Consider the following 12,829-nt stretch of genomic DNA (forward strand, 5'->3'; position numbering starts at 1 on the left):
CTCTTACTCCTTCCGGGGAATCTTCCTGATCAAGCGCCCGGCCAGCCCGGCCAGTCCCGTCGGGGCCACGTACATCACCGCGATGATCAGCAGGCCGAAGATGACGCCGGGCGCGGCGTCGTTGATGTCCTGCGCGAAGCTGGGCACGAACATCACGAACAAGCCCCCGAGCACGGGCCCCGACAACGAGCCGAGCCCGCCGACGACCAGGCCGGCCAGCAGCGTGATCGACAGGTTGACGGTGAACGAGTCGGGCGAGACGAACCCGATCACCCACGTGTAGACGCAGCCGGCCGTCCCGGCGAACATGGCGCTCCAGGCGAAGGCGAGGGTCTTGTGGACCGACAGCCGCACGCCCATGACCTCGGCCGCGCCCTCGCTGTCCCTGATGGCGTGCAGTGCTCGGCCGACGCGTGAGCGCAGCAGGCCGGCGCAGAGCAGGAACGCGGCGACGGCGACGGCCAGGGTGAGGAAGTACAACCACTGGTCCTCGGCCAGGCCGCTCCACGCGGGCGGCGCGGGCTTGGCCAGCGTCAGCCCCATCGAGCCGCCGGTCAGGTCCTCGAACCGCTTGAGCAGGGGGACGAGGAAGATCGCGATGGCGAGCGTCACGAGCGCCAGGTAGAGGCCGCGCAGCCGCATGGCCGGCACCCCGAACGCCAGGCCGAGCAGGAACGCCGCCCCGGCCGCGACGGGCAGGGTCAGCGGGTACGGCAGGGCCCAGTGTTCGAGCAGGATGGCGGCCGTGTAGGCGCCGATGGCGAAGAACGCGCCGTGGCCGAGCGAGATCTGCCCGGCGTGTCCGACCAGCAGGTTCAGCCCGAGCAGCGCGACCGCGTAGATCAGCACCATGGTGAGCTGGAAGACGTGGAACGGCACCAGCTGGAACGGCGCGTAGCAGGCGGCCGCGGCGAGCAGCGCGGCCGCGCCCCACCGCCACCGCGCCGACCGCCACCACTCCGGGGGCCGCGGCGCGGTAGGCGGGGGCGGCGCCGCGGTCCGCGCCTGGGCCGCGTTCGTCTCCGTGGGATTGCTCATGCCCGCTCCACCACCGCTCGCCCGAACAGCCCCTGGGGCCGCAGCAGCAGGACGCCGAGGATGATCACCAGCGGCACGCCCACCTTGAGGTCGGATCCGATGAACCCGACGTACGCCCCGGCGAGCGTCTCCGCGACGCCGACGATCAGACCGCCGGTGACCGCGCCCAGCGGGCTGTCGAACCCGCCGAGCGTCGCCGCCGCGAACGCGTAGATGAGGACGCCGCCCATCATGTTGGGTTCGAGGAACAGCAGCGGCGCCACGAGCACCCCCGACACCGCGCCCACCGTCGAGGCGAGCCCCCACCCGAGCGCGAGCGTCCAGCCCACCCGGATGCCGACCAGCCGCGCGGACTCGGGATTGGTAGCCACCGCCCGCATCCCCAGCCCGATCTTGGTGTGCCGGAAGAGCAGGTACAACAGCCCCATGACGACGCCCACGACGGCCAGCACGCCGAGCGTGGAGATGCTCACGCTGATCCCGCCCGCCTCCAGCGCGCCGGCGGGGAAGGGGTTCGGGAAGTCCTTGATGAGGAACGTCCAGATCCACCCGGCGGCGGCGTTGACGAAGATGAACAACCCCACGGTGACGATCACCAGGGTCAGCTCGGGCGCGCCCTCGACGGGCCGGATGATCATCCGTTCGATGAGCATCCCGCCGGCGAACGACACCGCCAGCGTGATCACCAGCGCCAGCCAGAACGGCAGCCCGGCGGCCGTGAGCTGCCAGGCGATGTAGGTGGAGAACATGGCCAGCTCGCCCTGGGCGAAGTTCACGATGCCGGTGAACTGGTAGATCAGCACGAGGGCCAGCGCCAGGCTGGCGTAGATGGCGCCCGCGCCGAGCCCCTGGACGAGCTGTTGCAGGAATCCGGCCATCGGCTACACCCGGTACCCGAGGTAGGACTGGGCGACCTGCTCGTCGGCCCTGATCTCCTCGGCCGTGCCCGACAGGACGATCCGCCCGGTCTCCAGGACGTGCGCCTGCTGGGCGATGCCGAGGGCGAGATGGGCGTTCTGCTCGACGACGACCACGGTGGTTCGCTCCTCTGCGTTGATGGCCTGGACGATGCGGAACAACTCCCGGGTGACCAGCGGAGCCAGGCCGAGCGACGGCTCGTCGAGCAGCAGCAGCCGGGGGCGCGACATCAGGGCCCTGCCGATGGCCAGCATCTGCTGCTCGCCCCCGCTGAGGCTGCCCGCGACCTGCTTGAGCCGGCTCTTCAGCACCGGGAAATAGGTGTGGATGCGGTCGAGGTCGGCCTCCACACCGGCCCCGCGCCTGCGGACGTAGGCCCCGAGCCGCAGGTTCTCCTCGACGGTGAGCGGCATGAACGTGCCGCGCCCCTCGGGGACGTGGGCGATGCCCTGCCGGGCGAGCGTGTCGGGCGAGCGCCCGGTCAGGTCGGCCCCGCCCAGGGTGACCGTGCCGCGCGCCCTGATCATGCCGGACAACGCCCGGAGCAGCGTGGTCTTGCCCGCGCCGTTGGGCCCGAGTATCGCGCAGATCTCCCCTTGGCCGACGGCCAGGCTCACGCCGTGCAGCACGCGGGCGTCGCCGTATCCGGCCGTCAGCTCCTCCACCACCAGATCTGTCATGGCGCCGTCCCCAGGTATGCCTCGATGACGCCGGGATCGCGCTGCACCTCGGCGGGCGGCCCCTCGGCGATCTTGCGGCCGAAGTCCAGGCAGACGATGCGCTCGCAGATCCCCATGACGAACCCCATGTGGTGCTCGACCACGATGACGGTCAGGTCGTGTTCGGAGCGGAGCGCGTTCAGCGTGGTCGCGAACTCCTCGACCTCGGCCGCGTTGAGGCCGTTCACCGGCTCGTCCAGCAGCAGCAGCCGGGGCCGGCCGAGGAGCGCGCGGGCCAGTTCGACCCGTTTGAGCGTGCCGAACGGCAGCCCGGTCGCCGGATGCCCGGCGACCCCGGTCAGGCCGAGCCGCTCCAGCACCCCGTCGGCGTCTGCGCGCAGCGTGCGCTCCTCGCGGCGTACGCCCGGCAGGCGCAGCCCGGCCGACAGGAAGCCTGCCCGGCCCCGGTGGTGGGCGCCGACGAGCACGTTGTCGCGTACGGACAGGCGCGGGAACAGGCCCAGGTTCTGGAACGTCCTGGCGATGCCGAGCCCGGCGATCGCGTGCGGGGCCACGGCCGTCAGGTCGCCGCCCTCGTACGTGATCGTCCCAGAGCCGGGGGCGTACCGCCGGGTCAGGCAGTTGAACAGGGTGGTCTTGCCGGCGCCGTTCGGCCCGATGAGCCCCACCATCTCGCCGCGCCCCACGTCGAAGCCCACGCCGTCCAGCGCCGTGATGCCCCCGAAGCGAACGGTAAGATCGTGTACCTCCAGCATCCGGCCTCCTGGAGAACAATGTTCTGAAGTTGGGCTCAGCGTAGGATCCGGCCATGAAGCGCCGCATTGGGCACGGTGACCCAAGATGTTTCAGGCGAGTTGTCCTCTGAGCACAGCGTGGGTCTCATACCGGTTACGACCCGTTGACCGCCCGCCGATGGCCATGGATCATCCCGGCATGTCCAGTGGTTCCAGCACGGAAACGCTCACTGGTGCGGAGGCGGTCCGCGCACAACGCGCGCGCATCCTTTCCGAACTACTCGGCGACCTCCAGTCCCTGGCCGCCGCCGCGGTCGCCACCATGCGGGACGAGATCCCCGCCTACGCGGCGCAGGGCCCCGACTTCCACGCGGACGTGCGCGACCAGGTGGTCAAGCACTACCGCGCCAAGCTGGCCGTGCTGCTGGAGGAGCGCACGGTCACGTTCGACGACATCGCCTTCACCCGGCGGGCGGCGATGCGCCGGGCCAGGGCTGGGGTGGCGCTGGCCGACTACATCAACGCGTTCCGGGTCGGGCAGCAGGTGTTCTGGCAGTCGGTGGTCGACCGGGCCGGGCACACGCCGGCCGGCCGCGAGGCGGCGCTGTCGCTGGCGTCCCCTCTGATGCGCTACTGCGACTTCGCCAGCACGCACGCGGCGAACGCGTACATGGAGTTCCAGCAGTACGCCGCCGCCGAGGCGGTCCGCGAGAGCCGTGACCTGCTGGAGACGCTGCTGGTGGGCGGCGTGCCGACACGCGGAAGGGAGGTGGCCGCGGCGCAGGCGCACGGCCTGGGGTCCAGCACGCCGCTGCTCGTCGTGATCGCGGTGCTGGTCGGCTCGCCGTCGGCGGTGACGACGGGCCCTGACCGGGGCGCCGACGCGCGCCACGCGGCCTGCGCGGCGATCGCCAGGACCGGCGTCAACGGCACCCGTACGTTGTCGGTCGTGCGTCAGTCGGAGATCGTGGCGATCCCCGTGCTCGGCCCCGGCGCCGATCCCGGAGGGCTCTGCGACCGGCTGCAGGAGGTGCTGGAGAGCCTGGCCGCCGGGGGCATCAGGCTGGCCATGGGCATCAGCACCGTGGCGGCGGGCCCGGCGCAGATCCCGCAGGCATACCAGGAGGCCAGGGCGGTGCTGGACTTCGTGCCGGAGGAGGGCGGCGTGGCAGCGCTGCCGCGGATCACGCCGTTCCAGTATCTGGCGCTGAAGGCCGACGACACCGCCCGTCACCTGGTCGATCCGCGCATCACGGCGCTGCTGTCGGAGGACCGCGCGCGCGGCGGCGTGCTCACGGCCACGATCAGGGCGTTCGCCGCCGCCGACCTCAACCTGCGGGCCGCGGCCGAGCGGTTACAGATCCATCCCAACACCGCCCAATACCGCATGCGCCGGATCCAGGAGCGCACGGGCCGGAGCCTGCGCTCCATCAACGATCTCGTCGATCTGCTCGTCGCGATCGCTCTCCAGGACGCTCTGCCGACCAATTCCGGCCGGGAAAGACTGGCCACCGCGACCAATGAGGGGTGTGGGAGAGCGGACGTACGGTCTTTCCATGAACCTCGCTGACCGGCTCCTCACCGCCGCCGAGCGGCTCGGTGGCAGAGCGGTTCTCACGCTGGACGAGGCGGAGCTCACTTATGGAGTGCTCGGAGAGCTGAGCGCCCGGCTCGCGGGGCTGTTGCGCTGCCGTGGGATCGGCCCCGGCGACCGGGTCGCGATCATGTTGCCGAACGTGCCCGAGTTCGGCGTGGTCTACTACGGGGTGTTGCGGGTCGGGGCCGTGGTGGTGCCGCTCGACCCGCTGCTGAAGCGGCGGGAGATCGCGGCTTACCTGGGTGACTGCGGGGCGCGGCTGCTGATCGCCTGGCACGCGTTCGCGGAGACGGCGGAGGCGGGGTCGGCGGGCACGAAGGCCGACTGCTTCTTCGTCGTCCCCGAGGAGTTCCGCAGGCTGCTGCGCCAGGTGGCGCCCGACCGCGACGTCGCCGCCACCCGGGACGACGACACCGCGGTCATCCACTACACCTCCGGCACCACCGGGCAGCCGAAGGGCATCGAGCTCTCCCACACGAACCTGGCGGGCAACGCCGCGACCGTGGCCCGCATGCACGCGCTCGGCGTGGACGACGTCGTGCTGGGGGCGCTGCCGCTCTACCACACGTTCGGCCAGACCTGCGCGCTCAACGCGACCGTGCAGGCGGGCGCGCGGCTGACGCTGCTGCGGCGCTTCGAGGCGGGACGCGCGCTGGAGGTGATCAGGCGGGACGGCGTGACGGTCTTCCATGGTGTGCCGACCATGTTCATCGCGCTGCTCGACCACCCCGGCGCCTCCGACCTGTCGATGTTACGGGTCTGCGCGTCCGGCGGGGCGGCGCTGCCGCTGGACGTGCTGCGGGCCTACGAGACGCGGTTCGGCTGCGAGATCATCGAGGGGTACGGCCTCAGCGAGACCTCCCCGGTGGCCGCGACGAACCGCGGCGGCCACCACCGCAGGCCCGGCTCGATCGGCTGGCCCATCAGGGGCGTCGAGATGAAGATCGTCGACGAGGACGGCGCGGAGACCCCGCCCGGCGAGATCGGCGAGGTCGTCGTCCGAGGCCCCAACGTGATGAAGGGCTACTGGAACGACCCCGCCGGCACGGCCGAGGCCATCCGCGACGGCTGGTTCCACACCGGCGACCTCGGCCGGGTCGACGAGGACGGCTACTTCTTCCTGGTCGACCGCCGCCGCGACGTGATCATCCGCGGGGGCTACACGGTCTACCCGCGCGAGGTCGAAGAGGTCCTGTACGAGCACCCCGCCGTACGCCAGGCGGCCGTGTACGGCGTGCCGCACCCGGAGCTCGGCGAGGAGATCGAGGCGGCGGTCGCCCTGCGCGCACCGGTGACCCGCGAGGACCTGCGCGACTTCGTGAAGGAACGGGTGGCCGCCTACAAATACCCCCGGCGGTTGTCGTTCGTGGACGAGCTGCCGATGAGTCCCACGGGCAAGATCCTCAAGCGCGCGCTCACCCGCACCCCGCTAGGCGGATGAAGCTGAACCGAGTAAGCGATCCAGCCCTCCGATGACCGTCAACGTCGTCTCCCTCTATCTGCGAGGCGGTGATCGGGCCCGCTCATCACCCGCGACAGCAGGCCGCCCGGCCCGTACGATCGGTGAACCGTGAAAGTCACCCCCGGGAGGCCAGCCGTGAAGCGACCGACCATCGCGGACATCGCCAAGGAGGCGGGCGTGTCCAAGGGGGCCGTCTCCTACGCGCTGAACGGACAGCCGGGCGTCTCGCCGCAGACCCGGCAGCGCATCCTGGCCATCGCCGACCGGCTCGGGTTCCGCGCCAACAGCGCCGCCCGCGCCCTCGCCGGCGCCCCCGCGCGGGTCGTGGGCCTGGCCCTGCCGCGCCCGCCGGCCACGCTCGGGGTCGAGCCGTTCTTCATGGAGCTGATCAGCGGCCTGGAGGCGGAGCTGTCCACCCGCTCCTACGCGCTGTTGCTCCAGATGGTGGCGCACCAGGACGAGGAGATCGGCTTCTACCGCCGCTGGTGGAGCGAGAGCCGGGTCGGCGGCGTGCTCGTCTGCGACCTGCGGGTGCACGACGAGCGGGTGAGCGCGCTGCGCGAGCTGGGCCTGCCCGCCGTGGTCATCGGCCCGCCGTCGGCCGCGGGCGGGCTGGCCAGCATCTGGTCCGACGACGGGGTGTCCATGGTGGAGGCCGTGGAATACCTGGCGGCGCTCGGCCACCGCAGGATCGCGCGGGTCAGCGGCATCTCCGAGCTGGCGCACACCGTGATCCGCACCGAGGCGTTCACCGGCGTCTGCGCGCGGCTCGGGGTGAACGCGGTGACCGTGCCGACCGACTACAGCGCCGAACACGGCGCCGAGGCCACCAGGCGGCTCCTCGGCGCGGACGACCGGCCCACCGCGCTGATCTACGACAACGACATCATGGCCATCGCGGGCCTGACCGTCGCCCAGGAGCTGGGTTTGACGGTGCCCGCCGACCTGTCCATCGTGGCCTGGGACGACTCCCCCATCTGCCACCTGCTGCACCCGCCACTGACCGCGCTCACCCGCGACATCGGCGCCTACGGCGTGCACGCGGCCCGGCTGCTGCTGGCCGCCATGGAAGACGACGCCGACGACGGCGCCGGCACCGGTGACGTGCACGACAAACCGGCCCGCCTCACTCCCCGGGGCAGCACCGCGCCGCCGTCCCCCTGACGGCGGGCCGCCCCTACCATGTCCGTAGATCGGCGGGTGGAGGTTCGATGGGGCGGCAGGCGACCATGAGCGACATCGCCCGCCGCGCCGGAGTCTCCCGTGTGGCCGTCTCCTACGCCATCAACGGCCGTCCCGGAGTGTCCGACGCCGTGCGCGAGCGCATCCTGCGCATCGCCGCCGAGATCGGCTTCAACCCCAGCGTCCCCGCGCAGGCCCTGCACGGCGCGGCGGCGCACGCCATCGGGCTGACGGTGTCGCGCCCGTCGCCCGGCCTGTCCGTCGAGACCTTCCACCGCCGGCTCATCAGCGGCGTCCAGGCCGAGCTGGCGGGCCGCGGGTTCGGGCTCGTGCTGCAGTTCGTCACCGGCCACGGCGACGAGCTGGACGTCTACCGCCGCTGGCACGGCGAACGCCGCGTCGACGGCGTCATCGTCTCCGACCTCACCCTCGACGACCCGCGCCCGCGTGCCCTGGCGTCCATGGGCCTGCCCGCCGTGATCCTCGGCGAGCCGAGCGGGCCCGACGGGCTGACGCACCTCTGGTCCGATCCGGCCGCCGGCGCCGACCTGGTCGCCGGCCACCTCGCCGCGCTCGGCCACCGGCGGGTGGCGCGGGTGTGCGGGCCCGCCGGCCTGCTGCCCGCCGCGCGCCGGGCCGGGCTCTTCGCCGCCGCCTGCGAGCGGGCGGGCATGGCCTGCACGCTCATTCCCACCGACCGCACCGGCGAGGCGGGCGCGCAGGTGACCAGGCGCGTGCTCAGCTCGGCACCGCGGCCGACGGCCATCGTCTACGACAACGACGTGATGGCGGTCGCCGGGCTGAGCGTGGCCAGCGAGATGGGCCTGGCCGTGCCGGGCGAGCTGTCGCTCGTCGCGGGCGACGACTTCCCGCTCTGCCAGGCCGTACGCCCGGCGCTCACCGTGCTGAGCCGCGACGTGGACGCGCTCGGCGCGCAGGCCGTACGCCTGCTGTTCGAGCTGCTCGACGGCGGCGAGCCGCGCCACGTGCCGGCCCCGGCGGCCGAGCTCGTGACGCGCGGCAGCACCGGCTCCGCCCCGCCCTGAGCCTTGGGACGCTCGACGTCACGTAAGGGCGCTCAGCCGTACATCCCGAGCACGTACGCACCCGGCACCAGCGCGACGGTGAGGGCGACGCCCCACCATCGGGGAGCCGGTCCGTCCTTCAGCACGCCGACGCCGAGGGGCACCAGGGCGACGGCGAGGCCGACCAGGGCGATTAGCGAGATCGGGTCGCCAGTGCCCTTCAGCACGCCCAGCGGCAGCGCGTGGCCGAGCGCCAGCGCGACGCACCTGACCACGCCGAGCGCGCCGGAGCCGAACGCCTTGGAGCGGTGGGCGCCGATGGCGAGCACGATCCAGCCGGCCACGATGCAGACGCTGACCGCCTTGAAGACGTGGAACGCGCCGTACGTGTCCGCGACCGCCCGCTGCGCCGCCTCCAGCCCGAGCTCGTCCACCATCTGGAAGGCCAGGTGGCTCACCCCGGCGTGGAAGACCCGCCCGAACAGCCCGAGGACGACCAGCGTGGCCCCCCACCGGGCCCAGCCCGGGTGCGTGGCGGCGATCCGCCGGGCCAGCGTGGTGGCCGCCGGCCACAACAGCACCACGCCGGCGGTGAACAGGGCGTAGGACACGGCCATCCGCCCCGGATCGGCGGCGTAGGCGGCGAGCTGGCCGGGGAAGAAGTCGTCCTCGCCGATCCGGGTGAGCACTCCCGCGATGAGGAGCAGCGGCCCGAGCACCGCCCCTGTGCCCTCCACCCAGCGGCCGGGAATCATCCGTGTGATCGTCATGCCGACCAGTGAACCGGCGGCGCGGCCCGCGCACACGGGCGCTCGGGCGAGAACCGGTGGTGGAGCCCGCACTAGTCCCTCGCTCACGGCCCCGCGGGGGCCGCGGTGCTCTCCCTGGCGATCAGGTGAAGGGCCGGGCGAGCTGGTCGAAAGTTTCGTTCACCACGTCGATGAGCGTGCGGGACTCCTGCTCGTCGCTCCACAGATATGTGGCGACGCGCAGCCCGACGAGGAAGGCCGCCGCCATCACCCGGGGCGGCACGGCGCTCTCCCGCTCGGCGAGCGCCTCCGACAGGTCGCGTTCCAGGGCGGCGTGGTTGGCGAGCTGGCGGGCCAGCAGCGACGGATGTTGCCGTGCCAGCCGGGTGCGCAGCGCCCACTCCCGCTCGGGCTCGCCCAGCTCCTGGTAGAGCTCCTCGGTCGCGCCGCGCAGCGCCTGCCAGGCCGGTCGGCCGGGCGGCTGGGCGCGGACCTGCCGCACCAGGGTGCGGAAACGCTGCTCCTCGCCGTAGAGCACCGCGTCTTCCTTGCCCGCGAAGTAGTTGGAGAAGGTGCGGCGCGAGATGTTGGCGGCGTCGGCGATCGACTCGACGGTGACGTGGTCGAGCCCGTGCTCGACCACGAGCCGCAGCGCGGCCTCGTGCACGGCCTGCCGCGTCGCGGCCTTCTTGCGCTCGCGCAGCCCCACCGTGGTCTCCATGTGCGCTCACTCTACCGTCCGGGAATATATGCTCAATGAGAAAAGTTGCTCACTCGGCATCTATTTACCCGAGACCTTAGGGGAGGCGCGCGTGAGCGCACCCACGGCTCCGGCTCCGGAACCGATGACGCACCGGAAGATCATGGAGGCCCTCAGCGGGCTGCTGCTCGTGTTGTTCGTCGCCATGATCAGCGCAACGATCGTTTCGGTCGCGCTGCCGCAGATCGTCGGCGCGCTCAAAGGCAACCAGTCGCAGTACACGTGGGTCGTGACCGCGTCGCTGCTCGCGTCCACGGCGTCCACGCCGATCTGGGGCAAGCTCGCCGACCTGTTCAGCAAGAAGCTGCTGCTCCAAGCCTCCATCGTGATCTTCATGGTCAGCTCGCTGGCCTGCGGATTCGCCCAGGACACCGCCCAGCTGATCACCTTCCGCGCGCTCCAGGGCCTGGGCATGGGCGCCCTCCAGGTGCTGGTGCAGGTCGTGATCGCGGCGATGATCAGCCCGAAGGACCGCGGCAGGTACAACGGCTACCTCGGCGGCGTCATGGCCGTCGCCACCGTGGCCGGGCCGCTGCTCGGCGGCCTGATCGCCGACACCTCCTGGCTGGGCTGGCGCTGGTGCTTCTTCATCGCGGTGCCGTTCACCGTGATCGCCTTCTTCATGCTGCACAAGACGCTGCACGTCGTCTCCGTACGCCGCCCCCACGTCAAGATCGACTACGTGGGCGCCACCCTGATCGCCGCGGGCGTCAGCGTCCTGCTCATCTGGGTCACCTTCGTGGACAACTCGTTCGCGTGGCTCTCCTGGCAGACCGCCGCGATGGCCGGCGGCGGCGTGCTCCTGCTGGTCGCGGCCACCTGGGTCGAGTCGGTGGTCAAGGAGCCGGTCGTGCCGCTGCACGTCGTACGCCGGCGCACCCCCGCGCTGGCCATCATCGCCAGCCTCGCGGTCGGCATGGCCATGTTCGGCGGCTCGGTCTTCCTCGGCCAGTATTTCCAGACCGGCCGCGGATACAGCCCGACCGAGGCGGGCCTGCTCACGATCCCGATGATGCTCGGCGTGCTGGTCTCCTCGACGATCAGCGGGCGCATGGTGTCCAAGAGCGGCAACGTCAAGCCGTACATCGTCGTCGGCTCGATCGTGCTCACCGGCGGATTCCTCGTGTTGTCCACGATCGACCACCAGACCCCGCTGCTCCTCATCGCCGCCGCGATGGTGCTGGTCGGCGCCGGGGTCGGCATGTCGATGCAGAACCTCGTCCTGGCCATCCAGAACACCGTCCCCCTCAGCGAGCTGGGGGCGGCCAGCGGCGCGATCACGTTCTTCCGCTCGCTCGGCGGCACCATCGGCGTGTCCGTGCTCGGCGCCGTCCTGGCCAACCGGGTCACGGCCGGCATCAACGACGGGCTGGTCAAGGCGGGCATCGACCCCGCGAAGGCGACCGGCGGGACCGGCACGCTCGACATCCAGGCGCTGCCCGAGCCGTTCAAGACCATCGTGAGCACCGCTTACGGCGACGCCACCGGCCACATCTTCCTGTACTCGGCGGCCATCGCCGTGGTCGGCGTGATCGCCGTGCTCTTCCTCAAGCCGGTCAAGCTCCGCGACAGCCTCGACCTGCCCGCCCCCGAACAACCGAAGGAACCCGCCGCGCGGTAGCGGCGGCCCGCCCGGCCAGGCGAGGGGAGACAATCGGACTCGTGCAGTTCGGCATCCTGGGCCCGCTCGTGGTGTGTTCGCCGGACGGCGGCGAGGTCGCCGCCGGCGGTCCCCGCCCCCGTGCCCTGCTCGCGCTGCTGCTGCTGAACGCGGGCCGGCTGGTGAGCGTCGAACACCTCATCGACGGCCAATACGGCGACCGGCCGCCTTCCGGCGCCGCCAATGCCGTCCAGGCGCAGGTCTCCCGCCTGAGGCGGCGCCTGCCCGCCGGCCTGATCGAGTCTCACGGGTCCGGCTACCGGCTGGCGATCTCGCCCGACGACGTGGACGCCCACCGCTTCGAACGGCTCTCCAGGGAAGGGCGGCGACGGCTGGCCGCGGGCAGGCCCTCCCTGGCCGCCGCTGTGCTCAGGGAGGCGCTGGACCTGTGGCGGGGACCGGCGCTGGCCGACGTGTCCGGCGCGCCGTTCGCCGTCCCACAGGCGCTACGGCTGGAGGAGCTACGGCTCGCCGCCACGGAGGACCTGCTGGAGGCGGAGCTGGCCCTGCCCGAGGGCAACCCGGTGGCCGCGCTGCGCGAGCTCGTCACCGCACACCCGCTGCGCGAACGGCCGCGCGGGCTGCTCATGCGGGCCCTGCACGCGGCCGGCCGGCAGGCGGAGGCGCTGGCGGTGTTCGACGACGTACGGCGGCTGCTGGCCCACGAGCTGGGCGCGGACCCGTCGCCCGAGCTGGCGGCACTTCACCTGGAGATCCTGCGCGGAAAGCGGCACCGGGAACGCACGGCACGCATCGGCCCGCCCGCGCAGCTGACCAGTTTCGTCGGGCGCGAGGAAGAACTGGCACGGCTGGCGGCCCTGCGCGCCACCCGCCTGGTCACCATCGTCGGTTCCGGCGGCACCGGCAAGACCCGCCTGGCCATCGAGGCGGCCACCCACCGCACCGCGGAGACCTGCTTCGCCGACCTCACCCTCGCCGACGTCCCTTCCCCCGCCCGCGGCGAACCCGCGGACGTCCGGCGCTCGGGGGCGGGGACCCAGCACGAAGAGGTGGGGGCCTGGGG

General features: G+C 72.2%; 12 protein-coding genes. 6 read left to right on the forward strand and 6 right to left on the reverse strand.

Annotated features, from left to right (window positions below; all coding sequences use genetic code 11):
* Nucleotides 1-3: 3 nt before the first annotated feature.
* From E1294_RS01790 to E1294_RS01805, 4 genes are read right to left on the reverse strand one after another with little or no spacing between them, the layout of a single operon-like run.
* Nucleotides 4-1,038 (reverse strand): branched-chain amino acid ABC transporter permease, encoded by a 1,035-nt coding sequence (locus E1294_RS01790; protein WP_132503846.1) that lies wholly within the window; start codon nucleotides 1,036-1,038, stop codon nucleotides 4-6.
* Nucleotides 1,035-1,916 carry a branched-chain amino acid ABC transporter permease gene (locus tag E1294_RS01795; RefSeq protein ID WP_132503847.1) on the reverse strand — a complete coding sequence of 294 codons (882 nt, stop codon included), beginning with the start codon at nucleotides 1,914-1,916 and terminating at the stop codon, nucleotides 1,035-1,037. Before E1294_RS01795 ends, E1294_RS01790 begins: the two co-directional genes overlap by 4 nt.
* Nucleotides 1,917-1,919: 3 nt before the next feature.
* Nucleotides 1,920-2,636 carry an ABC transporter ATP-binding protein gene (locus E1294_RS01800; protein ID WP_132503848.1) on the reverse strand — a complete coding sequence of 239 codons (717 nt, stop codon included), beginning with the start codon at nucleotides 2,634-2,636 and terminating at the stop codon, nucleotides 1,920-1,922.
* Nucleotides 2,633-3,391 carry an ABC transporter ATP-binding protein gene (locus E1294_RS01805; RefSeq protein ID WP_132503849.1) on the reverse strand — a complete coding sequence of 253 codons (759 nt, stop codon included), beginning with the start codon at nucleotides 3,389-3,391 and terminating at the stop codon, nucleotides 2,633-2,635. The genes E1294_RS01800 and E1294_RS01805 overlap by 4 nt, the downstream gene beginning before the upstream one ends.
* Nucleotides 3,392-3,569: 178 nt before the next feature.
* On the opposite strand from E1294_RS01805, the gene E1294_RS01810 reads away from it, so the two are divergent.
* The 4 genes from E1294_RS01810 (at nucleotide 3,570) to E1294_RS01825 (ending at nucleotide 8,657) form a co-directional block, all read left to right on the forward strand.
* On the forward strand, nucleotides 3,570-4,940 hold the full coding sequence (locus E1294_RS01810; RefSeq protein WP_132503850.1) for a PucR family transcriptional regulator: 1,371 nt from the start codon (nucleotides 3,570-3,572) through the stop codon (nucleotides 4,938-4,940).
* The gene (locus tag E1294_RS01815; RefSeq protein WP_132503851.1) at nucleotides 4,927-6,408 is read left to right on the forward strand and encodes a long-chain-fatty-acid--CoA ligase; all 1,482 of its coding nucleotides are present in this window, start codon (nucleotides 4,927-4,929) and stop codon (nucleotides 6,406-6,408) included. The genes E1294_RS01810 and E1294_RS01815 overlap by 14 nt, the downstream gene beginning before the upstream one ends.
* 156 nt (nucleotides 6,409-6,564) lie before the next feature.
* Nucleotides 6,565-7,593 carry a LacI family DNA-binding transcriptional regulator gene (locus E1294_RS01820; protein ID WP_132503852.1) on the forward strand — a complete coding sequence of 343 codons (1,029 nt, stop codon included), beginning with the start codon at nucleotides 6,565-6,567 and terminating at the stop codon, nucleotides 7,591-7,593.
* Between the two features lie 47 nt (nucleotides 7,594-7,640).
* Nucleotides 7,641-8,657 carry a LacI family DNA-binding transcriptional regulator gene (locus tag E1294_RS01825; protein WP_132503853.1) on the forward strand — a complete coding sequence of 339 codons (1,017 nt, stop codon included), beginning with the start codon at nucleotides 7,641-7,643 and terminating at the stop codon, nucleotides 8,655-8,657.
* Nucleotides 8,658-8,689: 32 nt separating this feature from the next.
* Here the strand turns inward: E1294_RS01825 and E1294_RS01830 are convergent, their stop codons facing one another.
* The gene (locus E1294_RS01830; RefSeq protein WP_132503854.1) at nucleotides 8,690-9,406 is read right to left on the reverse strand and encodes a hypothetical protein; all 717 of its coding nucleotides are present in this window, start codon (nucleotides 9,404-9,406) and stop codon (nucleotides 8,690-8,692) included.
* Nucleotides 9,407-9,527: 121 nt separating this feature from the next.
* Nucleotides 9,528-10,106: a TetR/AcrR family transcriptional regulator gene (locus E1294_RS01835; protein WP_132503855.1), complete on the reverse strand. Its 579-nt coding sequence runs from the start codon at nucleotides 10,104-10,106 to the stop codon at nucleotides 9,528-9,530.
* Nucleotides 10,107-10,248: 142 nt separating this feature from the next.
* Between E1294_RS01835 and E1294_RS01840 the strand changes: the two genes are divergently transcribed.
* A complete protein-coding gene (locus tag E1294_RS01840; RefSeq protein ID WP_220447502.1) occupies nucleotides 10,249-11,766 on the forward strand; it encodes an MDR family MFS transporter in 1,518 nt (505 codons plus the stop codon).
* A gap of 41 nt (nucleotides 11,767-11,807) precedes the next feature.
* Nucleotides 11,808-12,829 (forward strand): AfsR/SARP family transcriptional regulator (locus E1294_RS01845; protein WP_132503856.1); only part of this gene is annotated, 1,022 nt, incomplete at its 3' end.

Source organism: Nonomuraea diastatica (genome assembly GCF_004349015.1).
Lineage (GTDB): Bacteria > Actinomycetota > Actinomycetes > Streptosporangiales > Streptosporangiaceae > Nonomuraea > Nonomuraea diastatica.

Bases quoted from the DNA above. Each gene is read 5' to 3' on its own strand.
- E1294_RS01825 (WP_132503853.1), top strand. From the start codon at position 7,641: ATGGGGCGGCAGGCGACCATGAGCGACATCGCCCGCCGCGCCGGAGTC.
- E1294_RS01835 (WP_132503855.1), bottom strand. From the start codon at position 10,106: ATGGAGACCACGGTGGGGCTGCGCGAGCGCAAGAAGGCCGCGACGCGG.
- E1294_RS01840 (WP_220447502.1), top strand. From the start codon at position 10,249: ATGGAGGCCCTCAGCGGGCTGCTGCTCGTGTTGTTCGTCGCCATGATC.
- E1294_RS01815 (WP_132503851.1), top strand. From the start codon at position 4,927: ATGAACCTCGCTGACCGGCTCCTCACCGCCGCCGAGCGGCTCGGTGGC.
- E1294_RS01805 (WP_132503849.1), bottom strand. From the start codon at position 3,391: ATGCTGGAGGTACACGATCTTACCGTTCGCTTCGGGGGCATCACGGCG.
- E1294_RS01795 (WP_132503847.1), bottom strand. From the start codon at position 1,916: ATGGCCGGATTCCTGCAACAGCTCGTCCAGGGGCTCGGCGCGGGCGCC.
- E1294_RS01790 (WP_132503846.1), bottom strand. From the start codon at position 1,038: ATGAGCAATCCCACGGAGACGAACGCGGCCCAGGCGCGGACCGCGGCG.
- E1294_RS01810 (WP_132503850.1), top strand. From the start codon at position 3,570: ATGTCCAGTGGTTCCAGCACGGAAACGCTCACTGGTGCGGAGGCGGTC.
- E1294_RS01800 (WP_132503848.1), bottom strand. From the start codon at position 2,636: ATGACAGATCTGGTGGTGGAGGAGCTGACGGCCGGATACGGCGACGCC.
- E1294_RS01830 (WP_132503854.1), bottom strand. From the start codon at position 9,406: ATGACGATCACACGGATGATTCCCGGCCGCTGGGTGGAGGGCACAGGG.